The organism is Variovorax paradoxus NBRC 15149, assembly GCF_001591365.1.
GTDB classification, from domain to species: Bacteria; Pseudomonadota; Gammaproteobacteria; order Burkholderiales; family Burkholderiaceae_C; genus Variovorax; species Variovorax paradoxus.
The window spans coordinates 71653-89055 of sequence record NZ_BCUT01000006.1 but is presented as its reverse complement, the minus strand read 5'-3'; the positions used below and the strand labels follow the sequence as shown (position 1 = coordinate 89055).

At 67.2% G+C, this 17403-nt stretch carries 18 protein-coding genes and 3 tRNA genes; 8 read left to right on the top strand and 13 right to left on the bottom strand.

The annotated features are described in order from the left end of the window. Positions 1-283 precede the first annotated feature (283 nt). Both VPA02S_RS24495 and VPA02S_RS24490 read left to right on the top strand, forming a co-directional pair. Complete coding sequence (locus VPA02S_RS24495) at positions 284-1579, top strand: ArgE/DapE family deacylase (RefSeq protein ID WP_062366139.1); 1296 nt, start codon at positions 284-286, stop codon at positions 1577-1579. A gap of 118 nt (positions 1580-1697) precedes the next feature. Further along, positions 1698-2939 carry a phosphatase PAP2 family protein gene (locus VPA02S_RS24490; RefSeq protein WP_062366137.1) on the top strand — a complete coding sequence of 414 codons (1242 nt, stop codon included), beginning with the start codon at positions 1698-1700 and terminating at the stop codon, positions 2937-2939. Between the two features lie 64 nt (positions 2940-3003). Here VPA02S_RS24490 and VPA02S_RS24485 read toward each other — a convergent pair. From VPA02S_RS24485 to folC, 9 genes are all read right to left on the bottom strand, one after another. Continuing rightward, a tRNA-Asp gene (locus VPA02S_RS24485) sits at positions 3004-3080 on the bottom strand. A 69-nt stretch (positions 3081-3149) separates the two neighbouring features. Next, positions 3150-3225 (bottom strand) — tRNA-Glu (locus VPA02S_RS24480). A gap of 51 nt (positions 3226-3276) precedes the next feature. Further along, positions 3277-3352: transfer RNA gene (locus tag VPA02S_RS24475), tRNA-Ala, on the bottom strand. 72 nt (positions 3353-3424) lie between these two features. Beyond that, positions 3425-4813 carry a glutamate--tRNA ligase gene (gene gltX / locus VPA02S_RS24470; RefSeq protein WP_062366136.1) on the bottom strand — a complete coding sequence of 463 codons (1389 nt, stop codon included), beginning with the start codon at positions 4811-4813 and terminating at the stop codon, positions 3425-3427. Between the two features lie 7 nt (positions 4814-4820). After that, complete coding sequence (locus tag VPA02S_RS24465; RefSeq protein WP_062366415.1) at positions 4821-6041, bottom strand: O-succinylhomoserine sulfhydrylase; 1221 nt, start codon at positions 6039-6041, stop codon at positions 4821-4823. 11 nt (positions 6042-6052) lie between these two features. Beyond that, positions 6053-7555 (bottom strand): amidophosphoribosyltransferase, encoded by a 1503-nt coding sequence (gene purF / locus VPA02S_RS24460; RefSeq protein WP_015866537.1) that lies wholly within the window; start codon positions 7553-7555, stop codon positions 6053-6055. 12 nt (positions 7556-7567) lie between these two features. After that, complete coding sequence (locus tag VPA02S_RS24455) at positions 7568-8053, bottom strand: CvpA family protein (RefSeq protein ID WP_015866538.1); 486 nt, start codon at positions 8051-8053, stop codon at positions 7568-7570. 18 nt (positions 8054-8071) lie between these two features. Then, positions 8072-8944 (bottom strand): SPOR domain-containing protein, encoded by an 873-nt coding sequence (locus VPA02S_RS24450; RefSeq protein ID WP_062366134.1) that lies wholly within the window; start codon positions 8942-8944, stop codon positions 8072-8074. 62 nt (positions 8945-9006) lie between these two features. After that, on the bottom strand, positions 9007-10314 hold the full coding sequence (gene folC, locus VPA02S_RS24445) for a bifunctional tetrahydrofolate synthase/dihydrofolate synthase (RefSeq protein WP_062366132.1): 1308 nt from the start codon (positions 10312-10314) through the stop codon (positions 9007-9009). A 57-nt stretch (positions 10315-10371) separates the two neighbouring features. On the opposite strand from folC, the gene VPA02S_RS24440 reads away from it, so the two are divergent. The 4 genes from VPA02S_RS24440 to argG all read left to right on the top strand — a co-directional run bounded on the left by VPA02S_RS24440 (position 10372) and on the right by argG (position 13224). Beyond that, positions 10372-10737: an ArsC family reductase gene (locus VPA02S_RS24440; RefSeq protein ID WP_081247629.1), complete on the top strand. Its 366-nt coding sequence runs from the start codon at positions 10372-10374 to the stop codon at positions 10735-10737. 58 nt (positions 10738-10795) lie between these two features. Next, entirely contained in the window at positions 10796-11401 is a 606-nt protein-coding gene (locus tag VPA02S_RS24435) for a hypothetical protein (RefSeq protein WP_062366129.1), read from the top strand. A gap of 135 nt (positions 11402-11536) precedes the next feature. Then, positions 11537-11863 (top strand): pyrimidine/purine nucleoside phosphorylase, encoded by a 327-nt coding sequence (gene ppnP / locus VPA02S_RS24430; protein ID WP_062366127.1) that lies wholly within the window; start codon positions 11537-11539, stop codon positions 11861-11863. Between the two features lie 20 nt (positions 11864-11883). After that, positions 11884-13224, top strand: coding sequence for an argininosuccinate synthase (gene argG / locus VPA02S_RS24425; protein ID WP_015866544.1), 1341 nt, complete (start codon positions 11884-11886; stop codon positions 13222-13224). Between the two features lie 85 nt (positions 13225-13309). Here the strand turns inward: argG and VPA02S_RS24420 are convergent, their stop codons facing one another. Both VPA02S_RS24420 and murB read right to left on the bottom strand, forming a co-directional pair. Continuing rightward, the gene (locus VPA02S_RS24420) at positions 13310-14149 is read right to left on the bottom strand and encodes a glycine-rich domain-containing protein (protein ID WP_015866545.1); all 840 of its coding nucleotides are present in this window, start codon (positions 14147-14149) and stop codon (positions 13310-13312) included. A 4-nt stretch (positions 14150-14153) separates the two neighbouring features. After that, positions 14154-15206: a UDP-N-acetylmuramate dehydrogenase gene (murB, locus tag VPA02S_RS24415; RefSeq protein WP_062366125.1), complete on the bottom strand. Its 1053-nt coding sequence runs from the start codon at positions 15204-15206 to the stop codon at positions 14154-14156. Between the two features lie 44 nt (positions 15207-15250). Here murB and VPA02S_RS24410 point away from each other — a divergent pair, with 44 nt between their 5' ends. Together VPA02S_RS24410 and VPA02S_RS24405 are read left to right on the top strand one after the other, a co-directional pair. Continuing rightward, entirely contained in the window at positions 15251-15736 is a 486-nt protein-coding gene (locus VPA02S_RS24410) for a YajQ family cyclic di-GMP-binding protein (protein ID WP_015866547.1), read from the top strand. Positions 15737-15743: 7 nt separating this feature from the next. Continuing rightward, positions 15744-16385 carry a retropepsin-like aspartic protease family protein gene (locus VPA02S_RS24405; protein WP_062366123.1) on the top strand — a complete coding sequence of 214 codons (642 nt, stop codon included), beginning with the start codon at positions 15744-15746 and terminating at the stop codon, positions 16383-16385. A gap of 9 nt (positions 16386-16394) precedes the next feature. On the opposite strand, the gene VPA02S_RS24400 is transcribed toward VPA02S_RS24405, so the two are convergent. Beyond that, complete coding sequence (locus tag VPA02S_RS24400; protein WP_015866549.1) at positions 16395-16748, bottom strand: RidA family protein; 354 nt, start codon at positions 16746-16748, stop codon at positions 16395-16397. 8 nt (positions 16749-16756) lie between these two features. After that, positions 16757-17392: a glycerol-3-phosphate 1-O-acyltransferase PlsY gene (gene plsY, locus VPA02S_RS24395; protein WP_015866550.1), complete on the bottom strand. Its 636-nt coding sequence runs from the start codon at positions 17390-17392 to the stop codon at positions 16757-16759. Positions 17393-17403 lie beyond the last annotated feature (11 nt).

Sequence of the window (17403 nt, the reverse complement as noted above, 5' to 3'; positions counted from 1 at the left end):
TTACTGGCTGGAACGATGGAAAGGCCGAGGCGCTTTCTTCTTTCGCGGCCCTCGGCAGCCTGTTCGAACAGCCATGCTAAGACGGCAAAATACCGCTGGAGCCGACTTGGGAAAACGGCCTACGCGAAGTCGAGCCATTGGCGAACGAGGGCCCGACGTGGGGAAACTACCTTGTCGGCATGGCACCTGCAGCCCGGCCACCCGCGGCTGCGGCGGCGCCTGCGCGGCGTGGAAGAATGAAGCTCCTTCTTCCAGCGCCGCCAACGCAGGCGGCCCCGACCCCATGCCCCAGCCCACTGAAGACCGGATCACCGAAGCCGCCATCGTGGAGGCCGCCCACGCGCTGCGCGCGCCGGCCGTTCGAATGCTCGAGCAGCTCGTTGCGCATCCTTCGCTGCTGGGACACGAGCAAGGCGCGCAAGCCTTCATGGCCGAGACCTTCACGAAGCTGGGCCTGCGCGTGCACCAGTTCGAGATCGACGAGCAGAAGATCCGCCAGCATCCGGGCTACTCGCCCTCCATCGTGCCGTACGAAGGGCGCACCAACGTCGTGGGCATTCACCGACCCCGCGGGCGGCAGAAGGGCCGATCGCTGATCTTCAATGGCCACATCGACGTGGTGCCGACCGGCGCCGAGCTGCTCTGGAAGCACCCGCCCTTCCAACCCGTGATCGAGGGAGACCGGCTCTACGGCCGCGGCGCGGCCGACATGAAGGCCGGCGTCGCGGCCTACACGATGGCGTATGCGGCGCTGCAGTCGCTCGGGCTCGAACCGGCATCGCCGGTGTTTTTTCAGTCGGTGGTGGAAGAGGAGTGCACGGGCAACGGCGCACTGGCCTGCCTGGTCGAGGGCTATCGCGCCGACGCGGCCATCATCCCCGAGCCGCTCGGCGGCGTGATGACCTGCCAGATGGGCGTGCTGTGGTTCGCGCTCGAGGTGCTGGGCAAGCCGGTGCATGCTTCGGTGGCCCAGACCGGCGTCGGCGCGATCGACTTCTCGCTGTATCTTTTCTCTGAACTCAAGAAGCTCGAGCAGCGCTGGAACGAGCCCGCCAACCGCTATCGCAGCTACGCGCACCATGCGCATCCGATCAACTTCAACCTCGGAAAGATCCAGGGCGGCGAGTGGGCTTCGTCGGTGCCCTCGGCCTGCCGCAGCGACATTCGCATCGGCTTCTATCCCGACATGAACGTGGCCCGCGCCAAGGCCGAGGTCGAGGCCGTGCTGGCCGCCGCCTACGCTGCGCATCCGGCCCGCGAGAGCCTGCGCTACCGGCTGATCTACGAAGGCTTCCAGGCCGACGGCTTCGACCTCGGCCTGGATTCGCCGATCGTCACCGAGCTCTCGAAGTGCCACCAGGACATCGTCGGGCAGCCGCTCGAACCCACGGCCTTCACGGGCACGACGGACGCGAAGTTCTTCAACATCTATGGGCAGACGCCCGCGGTCTGCTACGGCCCCACGGGCTCCAGCATCCACGGCATCGACGAGTGGGTTTCCATCGACAGCCTGGTGCAGGTGAGCGCCGTGCTGGCGGTGTTCATGGCGCGCTGGTGCGGCGTCGAGCGCGTCGATTGATCGATCGAGACCGAAGAAGAAGCGTCGTGTCACACCCGCGCGGCGAAGCTCGTTTTACGATGCAGCCACGCCGTTCGCGTGGACGGCCCGAACCCGCAAGGAAAGTGAATCAAAAAGGATGCATCCGCTGAATCTCGCGCTCTTCGATGCACTTGCGGCGGGCTTTTCTCCCTCGCCCGCGGTGCTCCAGCTGGCATCGGCCATCGCGCTGGGTTCGTCGTGGGCGTGTGCAGCAGTTCTGGCCTGGGCCGCGTGGCGGCGAGTTGCGCAGCGGCCTTGCGTGCTGGCGGTGCTGGCCGCCGGAGGAGCGGCTTCCCTGGTCTCGCAGGAGATCGCTGCCTCCGTGGGCATGCCCCGTCCCTTCATGATGGGGCTGAGCCCTGCGCACGTTCCCCACGGCCTGCGCGCGGGACTGCCCAGCACGCATGCTTCTGTGATGTTCACCATGGCCTTCGTGCTGCTGCTGCGGCGCCCGATGCGCGACGTCGGGCTCGTCATTCTTGCCGCCGCCCTGGCCACGGGCTGGGCTCGCATCCATGTCGGCATTCATTTTCCGTTCGATGTCGCGGCTGGCGCGCTGCTGGGTGCGGCCATTGCCGCAGCGCTGTTTGCGATGCAGGCGATTGCGCCGAGGCTCGCGCCCCAGGCTGCGGCAACCCTGGCGCGGCCGTTGCGCGCCCTGGCCGACGGCAGGGCCGGGCCATGCCTGGTGATGGTGTTCGTGCTCGTTGCCGCGTGGGTCGGCTCGAATACACCCGGCATGGTCGGGCCGGGCATGCTGGAAGAAGACGGGCCGGTCGAGAAAGGCACGGTGCTCTTGTACCTGGCCGCGGTGCTTTGCCTGCCGATGGTTCGTATGGCCTCTCTCTCGCGCCTGGACCGCACGGCCATCGGCGTCCTGCTTCTTGCCTTTGCAGCGCGCGAGGCCGATTGGCACCTGGCGCATTTCGGCGCCGCCGGACTGCTCGACGCACCCCTTCCGCGGGTGCTTGCTGGTGCGGCCATCCTCACGCTCATTGCCACCGCAGCCGGATGGCTGGCCAGGCGCGCATGGTCGGCCAGCCGCGCGATGCGCTCCTGGCGCCAATGGCGCCCGGAAGCCGCCACCTCGCTGACCTTCGTTGCGGTGATCGGGGCCGCGGTCATCCTCGACCAGTTGCCCGCTTCGCTCGCCGGACAGCAGCCGGACCTGCTCGCCGTGGGTTCTTCTTCCGCGGCCTTTCGCAGCTACCTGATGCACAGCTTCGAGGAAATCCTGGAGCTGGCCCTGCCGGTGCTGGCGCTGCTGGCCATCCTGCAGGCGAGACTGGGCGGAAGCCAGGATCCGGCTCCCGGCGGCATCGAGCGCTCGTACGCATAGCGCGCGTGCGTACAGCCCAAAGAAAAACGGGTTGCACCATTTCTGATGCAACCCGTTCTTTGACTGGCGGAGTGGACGGGACTCGAACCCGCGACCCCCGGCGTGACAGGCCGGTATTCTAACCAACTGAACTACCACTCCTGGTAGACAACGTTCACTCCTTGCGGAGCCAAGTGCTGACGACTTGTGCCTGCTTCACTTGCGCGAAACTGGCGACCCTACGGGGATTCGAACCCCGGTAGCCACCGTGAAAGGGTGGTGTCCTAGGCCTCTAGACGATAGGGTCAAAACCTTAGGAACCGTGCTGCGATCAGCACTTATCTTCTCGACACTTTGATGGTGGAGGTAAACGGGATCGAACCGATGACCTCTTGCATGCCATGCAAGCGCTCTCCCAGCTGAGCTATACCCCCATTTGACTTTCAGGCTTTTCTTTTCAGAATTACCCTGCGTCGCTGTCGAGCCTCAAATTATAGACCGAAAAATCAGGCCCTTTTCAAACGCTCGATAACTTTTTCACGAGAAAAGATGGCGAGCACCGAATCGAGGGATGGCGTCTGCGGTGTTCCCATCAGGAGGACGCGAACCGGCATCGCCAACACAGGCATTTTCACCGAATGCGCGGCCAGGACTTCCTTGATGGCCGCGGCGATCGAAACTTTTTCCCATGCCACGCCCGCGAGCTTCTCGGCGAGCGTTGCGATGACGGGCTTCACTGCATCGGTCACGTGCTGCGCGAGGTCGGCTTCGCTCGGCGCCACGTCCGCGTAGAACGCGGCGGCCCAGTCGGCCAGCGCGACCGTGGTTTCGCAGCGGTCCTTGAAGAGCGCGCAAATGGCGGGCAGCCGATCGTCGGCCTCGATGCCGCGCTTTTTCAGCTGCGCGGCCACGAGCGGTGCAAGCTCCGCGTCGGCCTTGGCCTTGATGTACTGCGCGTTGACCCACGCGAGCTTCGCGGCATCCCATTGCGCGGGGCTCTTCGAAAGGTGCGAGCCGTCGAACCAGCTCACCATCTGCTCGCGCGTGAAGAGCTCGTCGTCGCCATGGCTCCAGCCCAGGCGCGCCAGGTAGTTGAGCATGGCTTCGGGCAGGTAGCCGTTCTCTTCATAGGCGGTGACGCTCACCGCGCCGCGGCGCTTCGAGAGCTTCTGCCCGTCGTCGCCCAGGATCACCGGCACATGGCCGAACGCAGGCAGCGGCGCACCGAGCGCGTGGAAGATGTTGATCTGCCACGGCGTGTTGTTGATGTGCTCGTCGCCGCGGAACACGTGCGTGATGGCCATGTCCCAGTCGTCGACCACCACCGCGAAGTTGTAGGTGGGCACACCGTCGGGACGCAGGATGATGAGGTCGTCGATCTCGCGGTTGTTGATGGTGATCTCGCCCTTGACGAGGTCGTTCCAGCTCACGTCGCCTTCGGGCGGATTGCAAAAGCGCACCACCGGCGGCACGCCTTCGGGCACGGGCGGCAGCGTCTTGCCGGGCTCGGGGCGCCAGCGGCGGTCGTACAGCGTCTTCTCGCCGCGCGCGCGCTGCGCCTCGCGCATTTCATCGAGCTCGGCCGGCGTGCAGTAGCAGTGGTAGGCCGTGCCGGCCGCAAGCATCTGTGCGATGACTTCGCGGTAGCGCTCCAGGCGCTGCATCTGATAAATGGGGCCCTCGTCGTAGTCCAGGCCGAGCCAGTGCATCGAAGCCAGGATCTGGTCGGTCGAGTCCTGCGTGGAGCGGGCCACGTCGGTGTCCTCGATGCGCAGCACGAACTCGCCGCCGTGATGGCGTGCATAGGCCCACGAGTAGAGCGCGGTGCGGGCCGTGCCCAGGTGAAGGAAGCCGGTGGGAGACGGAGCGATGCGGGTGCGAACTTTGCCGGTCATGGATCAATCAGGATTTCAGGGTGCCCAGGCCACGCAGCAGGTCGGCCTTGATGTCGTCGATGTGCTCCAGGCCGACCGCGAGGCGGATGAGCCCCTGGCTGATGCCGGCGGCCTGGCGCTGTGCTTCGGTCAGGCGGCCATGCGAGGTGGTGCCGGGGTGCGTGATGATGGTCTTGGTGTCGCCCAGGTTGGTGGCGATGCTCACCACGCGCGTGCTGTTGATCACGTGGAAGGCATTGGCGCGCGCCACCTCGGGCGTGTCGCCGACCACGTCGAACGACAGCACCGCCCCGCCCTTCCCCGACTGCTGGCGCATGGCCAGTTCGTGCTGGGCATGCGAGGCCAGGCCGGGGTAGTAGACGCGTGCGATGCCGGGCTGCGTTTCGAGCCACTGCGCGACGGCCAATGCATTGGCGCACTGCGCCTGCATGCGGATGCCGAGCGTTTCCAGGCCCTTGAGCACCACCCACGCATTGAACGGCGAGAGCGCCATGCCGGCGGTGCGCACCACCGGGCCGAACACGTCGACGATGAGCTTGGAGGGGCCGCAGATCGCACCAGCCATCACGCGGCCCTGGCCGTCGAGGTACTTGGTGCCCGAATGGATGATGAGGTCGGCCCCCAGTTCGGCCGGGCGCTGCAGCGCGGGCGTGCAGAAGCAGTTGTCGACCGCGAGCAGCGCACCGGCGCCGTGCGCCAGGTCGGCCAGCGCCCGGATGTCGCAGACCTCGGTCAGCGGATTGGTCGGCGTTTCGGCGAACAGCAGCCTGGTGTTGGGCTTCAGGGCCGCGCGCCATTCGGCCACGTCGGTCTGCGAGACGAAGGTGGTCTCGACGCCGAACTTGGCAAACTCCTTGCCGAACAGGTTGAGCGTGGAGCCGAACACCGAGCGCGAGCAGACCACGTGGTCGCCGGCCTTGAGCAGGCCCATGCACATCATGAGGATCGCGCCCATGCCGGTGGAGGCGCCGATGGCGGCTTCCGTGCCTTCGAGCGCGGCCAGGCGCTGCTCGAAGCTGGTGACGGTGGGGTTGGAAGTGCGCGAGTAGGTAAAGCCCTGCTCGGTGCCGGCAAAGCGGCGCGCCGAGGTCTCGGCATCGGGCTGCACGAAGCCGCTGGTCAGGAACAGCGCTTCGGAGTGCTCGCCGTGCTGGCTCGGCGCCAGGCCGGTGCGCAGCGCGAGCGTGTCGCGGTGCAGCCCGGGCGGCAGGGTTCGTTCGTCGGTCACTTCTTCGGCTCTCACTCGCTGTGGTTGGGAAGCGCCAGGCGCGAAGAATCTTCTTCGGTCTCCTCGACGCGCGGACGGTTGCCGTTCATGCGCGAGATGGCTTCGGTGTCGATGTCGCCGGTCACGTACACGCCGTCGAAGCAGGAGGCATCGAAGCCGTCGAGCTTGGGGTTGAGCGAGCCGATGGCGCGCTTCATGGCGTCGACGTCCTGGTAGATCAGCGCGTCGCAGCCGATCAGCTCGCGGATCTGCTCGACGGTGCGGTCGTGCGCGACCAGCTCGTCCTTGGTGGGCATGTCGATGCCGTAGACGTTGGGGTAGCGCACGGGCGGCGCCGCGCTGGCCAGGTAGACCTTGCGCGCACCGGCGTCGCGCGCCATCTGGACGATCTCGCGGCTGGTGGTGCCGCGCACGATGGAGTCGTCGACCAGCAGCACGTTGCGGCCCTTGAACTCGCTGGCAATCACGTTGAGCTTCTGGCGCACCGACTTCTTGCGCACGCCCTGCCCCGGCATGATGAAGGTGCGGCCCACGTAGCGGTTCTTCACGAAGCCTTCGCGGTACGGCACGCCGAGCAGGTGCGCGAGCTGCGTGGCGCTCGGCCGGCTCGATTCGGGGATGGGAATGATCACGTCGATCTGGTTCGGCGGCACCGTGGACACCACGCGCTTGGCCAGCGTTTCGCCCAGGTTGAGCCGCGCCTGGTAGACCGAAATGCCGTCGAGCACCGAGTCGGGCCTTGCCAGGTAGACGAATTCGAAGATGCACGGGTTGAGCGTCGCCCCTTCGGCGCACTGCATCGAGTGCACGTTGCCTTCGAGGTCGATGAACACCGCTTCGCCCGGCTCGATGTTGCGCTCGAACACGTGGCCCGAGCCTTCGAGCGCCACCGATTCGCTCGCCACCATCACGGTGCCGTCGGCACTGCGGCCCATGCACAGCGGACGGATGCCGTAGGGGTCACGGAAGGCCAGCAGGCCGTGGCCGGCGATCAGCGAGACCACGGCGTACGAGCCGCGCAGGCGCTTGTAGACGTTCTTGACAGCGGCAAACACCTCGGCCGGATGCAACGGCACGCCGCGCGAGGAACGCTCGATCTCGTGAGCCAGCACGTTGAGCAGCACTTCGGAGTCGCTCTCGGTGTTGGTGTGGCGATGGTCGGTGGAGAACAGCTCCGAGCGCAGCGCATGCGCGTTGGTCAGGTTGCCGTTGTGCACCAGCACGATGCCGAAGGGCGCGTTCACGTAGAAGGGCTGCGCCTCTTCCTCGCTGTAGGCGTTGCCCGCGGTCGGGTAGCGCACCTGGCCCAGGCCCACGCTGCCCGGCAGCGCCCGCATGTTGCGCGTGCGGAACACGTCGCGCACCATGCCCTTGGCCTTGTGCATGAAGAACTTGCGCTCCAGCAGGGTGACGATGCCGGCCGCATCCTGGCCGCGGTGCTGCAGCAGCAGCAAGGCGTCATAGAGCAGCTGATTGACGGGTGCGTTGCTGACAACGCCGACGATTCCACACATGAACGATTCCTCTCAGGGCAGGTAGCTTGCCAACTTTTCAGGCAGCGCGGGTTTCAGGCCCTGCAATGCCGCATCGAGAACATTGGCGCTGTGCGATTCGTGCCACCAGGCACTGTCGCTCAACGCCAGCAAATGAACAATGACCGCCAGCACGAGCAGGGCAACCACACCCCGCGCCGCCCCGAAGGCCCCACCCAATATCCGGTCCACCGGCCTGAGGCCGACAGCAGCAATCAGCTTTCGCGTCAGCGCCGCCACCAGGCCCACGCCGAACGCCACCCCGACGAACACCAGCACGAAGGCCAGCGGATAGCGCCAGGTGGCCTGCGGGTCGCCGAAGGGCAGCCAGGCCGCCACATCCGACGCCAGCCACTGGGCGGCAATGAATGCAGCCACCCAGCCCACCAGCGAAATCACCTCGAACACCAGGCCGCGCACCAGGCCGAACAGCATCGACACGACGACGAGCGTGACGGCGATCCAGTCGAGCAGGGCCACGGCGGCGGGCGATGGCTACTACAACGTGAGGATGGCAGCCGACAAAGACAAGCCCTTGACCTTCTCGGCGGCCTTGTCCGCCTCGGCACGCGAGCCGAACGGGCCGACACGCACACGCGTGCGCTCGCCATCGGCCGTCTTGGCCACGTGCACATAGGTCTTGAGGCCGGCCTTCTCGAGTTTCTGCCGCACCTCGCGGGCCTTGTCGGCATCGGCAAAGGCGCCGACCTGCACCACGAAGCGGCCGCCGTCTTCGGACGCAGCGGGCTTGGTGCTGGTGTTGGACGGCTTGCCTTCGAGCAAGGCGCGCGCGCGGTTGCCGTCGTCGGCCGAGGCCGGCTTGGGGGCGGCGGGCTTGGGTTCGGGTTTGGCTTCCGGCTTGGCTTCGGGCTTGGGCTTCGGCTCGGGTTTGTGTTCCGGCTTGGGCTCGGGCTTGGGTTCTGGCTTGCGCTCCGGCTTGGCCTCGGCCGCGGGCCGGGTCTCGGCCGCAGGCGTGCTGGCCGCCGGCTTGCCGGGATCGGTTATCTCGGTGCCGTCGGCGCTCTCGGTGATCATGCCGCCGCTGCCCGACGGTGCAGCGGCCACGCGGGCGCCGGGATCGGCCGCGCCGGTCGCCGGTGCGGCGGGTGCCGGCGTGGCGGGCACGGGCAGCGGCTTGACCTTGTTGCGGTCGGGAATCTCGATCGGAATGTCGACCGCGACCGGGCGCGGCTGGGTGTCGAACAGCAGCGGGAATCCGATCACGCCAAGCAGTACCAGGACCGCCGCGCCCACCAGCCGGTGGCGCGCACGGCGCCGCATGGTTTCGACACTTTCCGCGGGGACGGCGGCCGGTGCGCTGCGTCCTTCGTTGCCTTGCTGGCCGCGCGTGCGGAACTTGAAAAACGCCATGAAGTTCGATCCCTGAAGGAGTGCAGCGAGGTGTGTGCCAGATGGTGCGGACGGGCCGGCGATCAGCCGCCGGGCAGCAGGTGTTTGGCTTGCAGCCGCGGAGTGCCATGCTCCAGCACGCCACCCACGGTGAAGAACGATCCGAAGACCACGATTCTATCAGCGGGGTCCGCGCGCTCGATGGCTGCGCGCAGCGCCTCCATCGGGTTCGCATGCACGCTGCCGGACACGTCGGTGCGCGTGTTCTGCGCCTGCCAGCTCGCGAGCAGATCTGCGGCCTTGGCGGCGCGCTGGGTCGGCAGGTCGGTGAAGTACCAGCGGTCGATCATCGGGCCGATGCGCGCGAGGATCGGGGCCAGGTCCTTGTCGGCCATGACGCCGAACACGCCATGCGTGGTGGGGTAGAAACCCATCGCGTCGAGGTTCTCCGCCAGCGCCGCGACCGCGTGGGCGTTGTGCGCCACGTCGAGCACCAGCGTGGGCTCGCCCGGCACGATCTGGAAGCGGCCGGGCAGCTCGACCATCGCGAGCCCCGTGCGCACCGCCTGCGCAGTGATCGGCAGCCGGGGCCGCAGCGCCTCGAGCGCCGCGAGCACGCCGGCGGCATTGAGCAGCTGGTTGGCGCCGCGCAGCGCGGGATAGGCCAGCCCGCTGTAGCGCCGCCCGCGGCCCGACCAGCCCCACTGCTGCTTGTCGCCCGACACATTGAAGTCGTGCCCGAAGCGCCAGAGGTCGGCGCCGATGGCCGCCGCATGGTCGATCACGCTTTGCGGCGGCATCGGATCGCTCACGATGGCCGGCTTGCCCGCGCGCATGATGCCGGCCTTCTCGAAGCCGATGCTTTCGCGGTCGGGCCCGAGATAGTCCATGTGGTCGAGGTCGATGCTGGTGATGACCGCGCAATCGGTGTCGATGATGTTGACCGCATCGAGCCGGCCGCCGAGGCCGACTTCCAGGATGGCCACATCCGGCTTTTCCTCGATCATGCAGCGCAGGATGCCCAGCGTGGTGAATTCGAAGTACGTCAGGGGCATGTCGCCCCGGGCCGTTTCCACCGCCTCGAAGTTTGCTATCAGTTTGGAAGCATCGACCGCTTCGCCCGCCAGCCGCAGCCGCTCCTCGAAGCGCACCAGGTGCGGCGACGTGAACACCGCCGTGCGGTAGCCGGCGTGCGTGAGGATCGATTCGAGCATGGCGCAGGTCGAACCCTTGCCGTTGGTGCCGGCCACGGTGATCACCGGGCAGTCGAAGCGCAGGCCCATCCGGGAGGCCATTTCCTTGGCGCGGTCGAGGCCGAGCTCGATGTTCTTGGGATGGAGTTGCTCGGCGCGCGCGAGCCAGTCGTTAAGGGTTTCCATGGAGCCCGGCATTGTCGCCGACCCGCAAAGCGCCCGGCGCGGCGCGTTTTATCGGCATCATTGGCGTCCATGACAACCCTCTACGGCATTCCGAACTGCGACACCGTCAAGCGCGCCCGCACCTGGCTCGACGACCACGGCGTGGCCTACACCTTCCATGACTTCAAGAAACAGGCCGTGCCCGAGGCCGAGCTCGACCAGTGGCTCAGGAAGCCCGGCTGGGAGGCGCTGGTCAACCGCCGCGGCACCACCTGGCGCAAGCTCGACGAAACCACCCGCAATGCGGTGGTCGACGCCGCTTCGGCGCGCGCCGTGCTGCTGGCCAACCCCAGCCTGATCAAGCGGCCGGTGGTCAACTGGGGCCCGAAAACCGGCGTTACGACGGGGTTCGACGCTGAAGCCTGGGCCACCGTGAACGCCGTGAATGCCGTGTAAATGCCGGAACCCCGCCTCGCCGGCCGGCCTCCAACCTCGATCTGCAGGAGAGAACACCATGAACAAGCACGTTTTTCGCACCCTTGCGGGTCTTTCCGTGGCCGGCCTGCTGGCGACCGGCGCCAGCGTGGTGCAGGCCCAGCAAGTGGTCCAGGCCCGGGTGATTTCGGCCACCCCGATCCGCGAGACGACCGGCAGCGACGTGAGCTACAACGTCACCTACGAATACAACGGCCGCCAGTACACCACCCGCACCAACAGCCGGCCGGGCGCGACCATCCCGGTCGAGGTCGGCGCCTATGGCGTGACGACCTCGCCTGTGGCGCCGCAGCCGCAGTTGCAGCCCTACCCCGTCGAGGCCAACAACACCGGCCAGCAACAGCAGTACCAACAGCAGTACCAGCAGCAGCCGCAATACGCGCAGCCGGGCGGCTCGCCCTGGGACAACGTCGTGCCCGAACCGGGCGTGGTGGTCTCCAATGCGCCGGCGCCGGTCTACGTGCAGCCGGCACCCGTGTATGCGCCGCCCGTCTACGTGCAGCCCGCCTACACCTATCCCTACGCCTATCCCTATGCCTATCCGCCGGTGGGCATTTCGCTCAACCTGGGGTACTCGAGAGGCTGGGGCGGCTACCGCGGGTACGGCTACCGCCACTGGCGCTGAGCCGCCCGATGCGGCGGGCCGGGCTGCCGGTGCCGGCCAAGCCCTAAAATCGAGGACTTTTCCAACCCCAAAGGGGTGCGCCGCCGCGGTGGCGCGTCCTCGACAAGCCGACCGCGCATGCGCCGGCGCCCTCCAATGACGACGACTACCGACACTCTCAACAGCGCCGCAGTGGCGACCAAGGCCAATGTGTATTTCGACGGCAAGTGCGTGAGCCACAGCCTCACGCTGGCCGACGGCACCAGGAAATCGGTCGGCGTGATCCTTCCGTCCACCCTGACCTTCAACACCGGCGCGCCCGAGATCATGGAAGGCACCGCCGGCAGCTGCGAGTACCAGCTGGCGGGAACCACCGAATGGATCGCCTCGGGCCCCGGCCAGAAGTTCAGCGTGCCGGGCAATTCGAGCTTCCAGATCCGGGTCACTGGCGAGCCCTACAGCTACATCTGCCATTTCGGCTGAACCGCGAACCGGACACCCACATGTCGACCATTCTCCAAAACGTTCCCGCCGGCCAGAAGGTCGGCATTGCCTTTTCGGGCGGCCTGGACACCAGCGCGGCACTGCACTGGATGAAGCTGAAGGGCGCGATTCCCTACGCCTACACCGCCAACCTCGGCCAGCCCGACGAGCCCGACTACGACGAGATCCCGCGCAAGGCGATGCTCTACGGCGCCGAGAACGCCCGCCTGATCGACTGCCGCGCGCAGCTCGCCAACGAAGGCATTGCCGCGCTGCAGGCCGGCGCCTTCCACGTCACCACCGCCGGCGTCACCTACTTCAACACCACGCCGCTCGGCCGCGCGGTGACCGGCACCATGCTGGTGTCGGCCATGAAGGAAGACGACGTCCACATCTGGGGCGACGGCAGCACCTACAAGGGCAACGACATCGAGCGCTTCTACCGCTACGGCCTGCTCACCAACCCGAACCTCAAGATCTACAAGCCCTGGCTCGACCAGCTGTTCATCGACGAGCTCGGCGGCCGGGCCGAGATGTCGGCCTTCATGACCAAGGCCGGCTTCGGCTACAAGATGTCGGCCGAGAAGGCCTACAGCACCGACTCCAACATGCTCGGCGCCACGCACGAGGCCAAGGACCTGGAGAACCTCGACAGCGGCATGCAGATCGTGCAGCCGATCATGGGCGTGGCGTTCTGGAAGGACGAGGTCGAGGTCAAGCGCGAGACGGTCAGCGTGCGCTTCGAGGAAGGCCGCCCGGTCGCCCTGAACGGCGTCGAACATGCGAACCTCGTCGAGCTGATCCTGGAAGCCAACCGCATCGGCGGCCGGCACGGCCTGGGCATGAGCGACCAGATCGAGAACCGCATCATCGAGGCCAAGAGCCGCGGCATCTACGAGGCTCCGGGTCTCGCGCTGCTGTTCATCGCCTACGAGCGCCTGGTGACCGGCATCCACAACGAAGACACCATCGAGCAGTACCGCGACCACGGCCGCAAGCTCGGCCGCCTGCTCTACCAGGGCCGCTGGTTCGATCCTCAGGCCATCATGCTGCGCGAGACCGCACAGCGCTGGGTGGCGCGCGCCGTCACCGGCGAAGTGACGATCGAACTGCGCCGCGGCAACGACTATTCGATTCTCAACACCGTCTCGCCCAACCTCACCTACAAGCCCGAGCGGCTGAGCATGGAGAAGGTTGCGGGCGCGTTCACGCCGCTGGACCGCATCGGCCAGCTCACGATGCGCAACCTCGACATCGTCGACACGCGCGAGAAGCTCGCGATCTACACCCGCACCGGGCTGCTGTCGCCGGGCCAGGGCACCGCGGTGCCGCGGCTCTCGAACGACGACGAGACCAAGTAAGCGCCACGCGCTTCCTCCAATGACGAACGGGCCCTCGCGGGCCCGTTTGCTTTGGTGCGTACGCCTGGTGCGCCGCTCCGGCCGGTCAATCGCCGCCGCCGCCCCCGCAGCCGCCGCCACACCCGCCGCCGTCGCCGCCGGACGAATCCCCTCCCCCGCCGCCATCGCCGCCGCCGCTGCTTGATTCGCTGCCGCCGAAGCCGCCGGCATCGCCCGAGCCGCCGCCATCGGACGACGAGTCGCCGAAGCTGGTGCCGCAATGGGCATCGGAGCCGGCATGCCGGTCGACCGCCCTGCAGTCGGGCACGTAGTCGAAGCCGCCCGGGATGCCGAACTTCACGTCCAGCGCGAACAGGAGCGGCAGGCGCGCCGGCGTGCGCGGATCGATGCTTTCCTCCTTGCAGGCCCAGTACCAGCTGCGGCGCAGGCCGTCGTTGCGCTTGGGGTCCTTGCCCAGCACCTCGGCCGGGCTGTGGTGCAGCATGCCGCCGAAGGCCGCCTTGCACCAGTTCTGGTAGCCCTGCGTGTGCAGGATGAACTCGTGCCAGGCCGTGTCGACCACCTTGGACGGCATGGCGACGAACTTGCGGCCGCTGCGCAAATGCGCCATGAAGAACTGGCGCAGCCCGCGCAGCACCAGTTCGGCGTCGCGCTGGCTCAGGCCGGGATGGGCCGCGCGCAGCTTGCCGGCCAGGAAGGGCGGCAGCCGGGCCTCGCGGATGAACTGGCGGCGCAGGCTGGTTTCCATGAAGCCGAGCGCGGCCGCCAGCGCCCAGGCGGCCAGGATCAACGGCACCAGCGCCAGCCGGCCGTGGCGCAAGGCGAAGAACACGGTAACGAAGGCGCCCGCCACCACCGCCCGCCGGGTCCAGATCAAGGCGGCAATGCGCCGCCGGTAGTTCAGGTGCAGGAAGTCGAGGTCCATGCCGTCAGACGACCACCGGCTCCGGCTCCAGCCGGATGCCGAAGCGCTCGTACACGCTGGTCTGGATGGCCTTGGCCAGGGTCATGACCTCGCCGCCCGTGACCGGGTTCTCGAGGCCGCCGCGGTTCACCAGCACCAGCGCCTGCCTTTCGTAGACGCCGGCATTGCCGACCGACTTGCCCTTCCAGCCGCAGGCATCGATGAGCCAGCCGGCCGCGAGCTTGATGCTGCCGTCGTCCATCGGGTAGTGCACGATCTTGGGGTCGCGCGCAATGATGTCGGCGCACTGCTCGGGCGTGACCGTGGGGTTCTTGAAGAAGCTGCCGGCGTTGCCGAGCACGCGCCAGTCGGGCAGCTTGGCGCGGCGGATGGCGCAGACCCAGTCGAACACGTCGGTGGCGCTGGGCGTGAAGTTGCCGGTTTCTTCCATCTTGCGCTCGAGGTCGAGGTAGCCCACCACGGCTTTCCAGGGCTTGGGCAGGCGAAAGCGCACGCGGGTGATCAGCGCCCGGCCCGACAGGCCGAAGTCGTTGGGGCCGCTGCGCACATGCTTGAACACCGAGTCGCGGTAGCCGAAGGCGCACTGCGCGGCGTCGAGCGTGAAACCGCGCCCGGTGTCCAGGTCGATGGCATCGAGCGAATCGAAGCGGTCCTGCAGCTCGACGCCGTAGGCGCCGATGTTCTGCACCGGCGCGCCGCCCACGGTGCCCGGAATGAGCGCCAGGTTCTCCAGCCCCGGATAGCCGTGCTCGAGCATCCATTGCACCGCGTCATGCCAGATTTCGCCCGCGCCGGCCTCCACGATCCAGGCGCGCGGGGTTTCCTCGACCAGCCGCAGCCCCTTGATCTCGACCTTCAGCACCAGCGGCTTGACGTCGCCGGTGAGCACGATGTTGCTGCCGCCGCCCAGCACGAAGCGCGGCGCATCGCGCCAGCGGGGGTCGGCCCGCAGCTCGGCCACATCCGCCTCGCTGGCGATGCGCACGAGGTTCTGCGCGCGCGCGACGATGCCAAAGCTGTTGTACGGCTGCAGCGGGACGTTGTTCTCCACGATCATGGGAGAATTGTCGCATCCAGCACCCCGTGAATTCAGGAGAGCCCATGCCGTCTTTCGATACCGTCTGCGAGCCCAATCTGCCCGAAGTGAAGAATGCGGTCGAAAACACCGCCAAGGAAATCGCAACGCGCTTCGATTTCAAGGGCACGGCCGCCGCCGTCGAGCTCAAGGACAAGGAAATCACCATGATCGGCGACGCCGAGTTCCAGCTCGTGCAGGTCGAGGACATCCTGCGCGCCAAGCTCACCAAGCGCAGCGTCGACGTGCGCTTCCTCGACAAGGGCGACGTTCAGAAGATCGGCGGCGACAAGGTCAAGCAGGTCATCAAGGTGAAGAGCGGCATCGAATCCGAGCAGGCCAAGAAGATCACCCGCATCATCAAGGACAGCAAGCTCAAGGTGCAGGCGGCCATCCAGGGCGACGCGGTGCGCATCACCGGCGCCAAGCGCGACGACCTGCAGGCGGCCATGGCACTCATCAAGAAAGACGTGCCCGACATGCCGCTGTCTTTCAACAACTTCCGCGACTGAGCCGCAAATGAAGGCCCTCGTCGTCGCAGCGCAGCTGCTGGCTGCCGCTGCCGGGGCGCATGCGGCCGGCTCCGTGATGCTGACCGGCACCATCGGCAGCCGCGCGATCCTGATCGTGAACGGCGCGCCGCCCAAGACGGTGGCGGTCGGCGAGACCTTCCAGGGCGTGAAGCTGGTGTCGCTGCAGGCCGAGCAGGCGGTGGTCGAACTCGATGGCAAGCGCGTCAATCTGCGCATGGACACGCCGGTCAGCATCGGCGGCGGGGGAGGCACCGGTGGCGGCAGCCGCATCGTGCTGCCAGCCGACAGCCGCGGCCATTTCATGACGCAGGGCGCCATCAACGGCCGCCCCGTCACCTTCATGCTCGACACGGGCGCCACGTCGATCGCGCTGTCGGCCGACGATGCCCAGCGGATCGGCCTGGACTACAGCAAGGGGCAGCGCATCCAGATGAGCACCGCCAACGGCGTGTCCAGCGGCTACAAGCTGCGGCTGCAATCGGTGCGCGTGGGCGACGTGGAGGTGTACGACATCGACGCCATCGTCTCGCCGCAGCCCATGCCCTTCGTGCTGCTGGGCAACAGCTTCATCAACCGTTTCTCGATGCGCCGCGACGCGGACCAGATGGTCCTCGAAAAACGCTATTGACCGCCCGCGTCAGGCCTGGGCGGCCGTGACGACGATCTCGATCTTGTAGGCTGCATTGGCCATCTTGGCCTGCACCGTTGCGCGCGGCGGGGTGTTGCCGGCGGGAATCCAGGCATCCCACACCTCGTTCATGGCCGCGATGTCGGTGATGTCGGCCAGGAAGATCTGCGTCATGAGGATGCGCGACTTGTCGCTGCCGGCCTCGGCGAGCAGGCGGTCGACCATGGCCAGCACCTGGGTGGTCTGGCCGCGGATGTCCTGCGTGGTGTCGTCGGGCACCTGGCCCGCGAGGTAGATGGTGCCGTTGTGCACGGCTGTTTCGGACAGGCGCGGGCCGACGTGGAAGCGTGTGATGGATGCCATGGTGTTTATCAAGCCTTTTTCTTCGAGCCGAGTTTCGACTCCGTGCCGGCCGCGAGCCGGCGGATGTTCTCGCGGTGCCGCCAGACCAGCAGCAGACTCATGATGATGATCGCAATCAGCACCGTGCGGTCGAGCGGCCACGCAATATTGCCGCCCAGCAGGTAATAGGCCGGCGCAAAGAAGGCCGCCACCAGCGACGACAGCGACGAATAGCGGAAGAACACCGCGATGATCAGCCAGGTGGCGCCGGTCGCGAGCCCCAGCCAGGGCGCGATGCCCACCAGCACGCCGGCCGCCGTGGCCACGCCCTTGCCGCCCTGGAAGCCGAAGAACACGGGGTAGAGGTGGCCCAGGAAGGCCGCCAGGCCGGCCAGCGCGGCCACGCCTTCGCCCAGGCCCCACTGGGCGCCGAAATGGCGGATCAGGAACACCGGCAGCCAGCCCTTGAGCGCATCGAGCAGCAGCGTGGCCAGCGCCGCGCCCTTGTTGCCCGAGCGCAGCACGTTGGTGGCACCGGGGTTGCCGCTGCCGTAGCTGCGCGGATCGGCCATGCCGAGCGCCTTGCTCACGATGACCGCAAAGGACAGCGAGCCGATCAGGTACGAAGCCACGATGGCGATGAAAGACGGCAGATGAAAGCTCAAGGCGGCGCTCC

Excerpts from the sequence above, each read along its gene's own strand:
- VPA02S_RS24495 (WP_062366139.1), top strand. The coding sequence starts at position 284 with ATGCCCCAGCCCACTGAAGACCGGATCACCGAAGCCGCCATCGTGGAG.
- VPA02S_RS24490 (WP_062366137.1), top strand. The coding sequence starts at position 1,698 with ATGCATCCGCTGAATCTCGCGCTCTTCGATGCACTTGCGGCGGGCTTT.
- gltX (WP_062366136.1), bottom strand. The coding sequence starts at position 4,813 with ATGACCGGCAAAGTTCGCACCCGCATCGCTCCGTCTCCCACCGGCTTC.
- purF (WP_015866537.1), bottom strand. The coding sequence starts at position 7,555 with ATGTGTGGAATCGTCGGCGTTGTCAGCAACGCACCCGTCAATCAGCTG.
- VPA02S_RS24450 (WP_062366134.1), bottom strand. The coding sequence starts at position 8,944 with ATGGCGTTTTTCAAGTTCCGCACGCGCGGCCAGCAAGGCAACGAAGGA.
- folC (WP_062366132.1), bottom strand. The coding sequence starts at position 10,314 with ATGCCGGGCTCCATGGAAACCCTTAACGACTGGCTCGCGCGCGCCGAG.
- VPA02S_RS24440 (WP_081247629.1), top strand. The coding sequence starts at position 10,372 with ATGACAACCCTCTACGGCATTCCGAACTGCGACACCGTCAAGCGCGCC.
- VPA02S_RS24435 (WP_062366129.1), top strand. The coding sequence starts at position 10,796 with ATGAACAAGCACGTTTTTCGCACCCTTGCGGGTCTTTCCGTGGCCGGC.
- ppnP (WP_062366127.1), top strand. The coding sequence starts at position 11,537 with ATGACGACGACTACCGACACTCTCAACAGCGCCGCAGTGGCGACCAAG.
- argG (WP_015866544.1), top strand. The coding sequence starts at position 11,884 with ATGTCGACCATTCTCCAAAACGTTCCCGCCGGCCAGAAGGTCGGCATT.
- VPA02S_RS24420 (WP_015866545.1), bottom strand. The coding sequence starts at position 14,149 with ATGGACCTCGACTTCCTGCACCTGAACTACCGGCGGCGCATTGCCGCC.
- murB (WP_062366125.1), bottom strand. The coding sequence starts at position 15,206 with ATGATCGTGGAGAACAACGTCCCGCTGCAGCCGTACAACAGCTTTGGC.
- VPA02S_RS24410 (WP_015866547.1), top strand. The coding sequence starts at position 15,251 with ATGCCGTCTTTCGATACCGTCTGCGAGCCCAATCTGCCCGAAGTGAAG.
- VPA02S_RS24405 (WP_062366123.1), top strand. The coding sequence starts at position 15,744 with ATGAAGGCCCTCGTCGTCGCAGCGCAGCTGCTGGCTGCCGCTGCCGGG.
- VPA02S_RS24400 (WP_015866549.1), bottom strand. The coding sequence starts at position 16,748 with ATGGCATCCATCACACGCTTCCACGTCGGCCCGCGCCTGTCCGAAACA.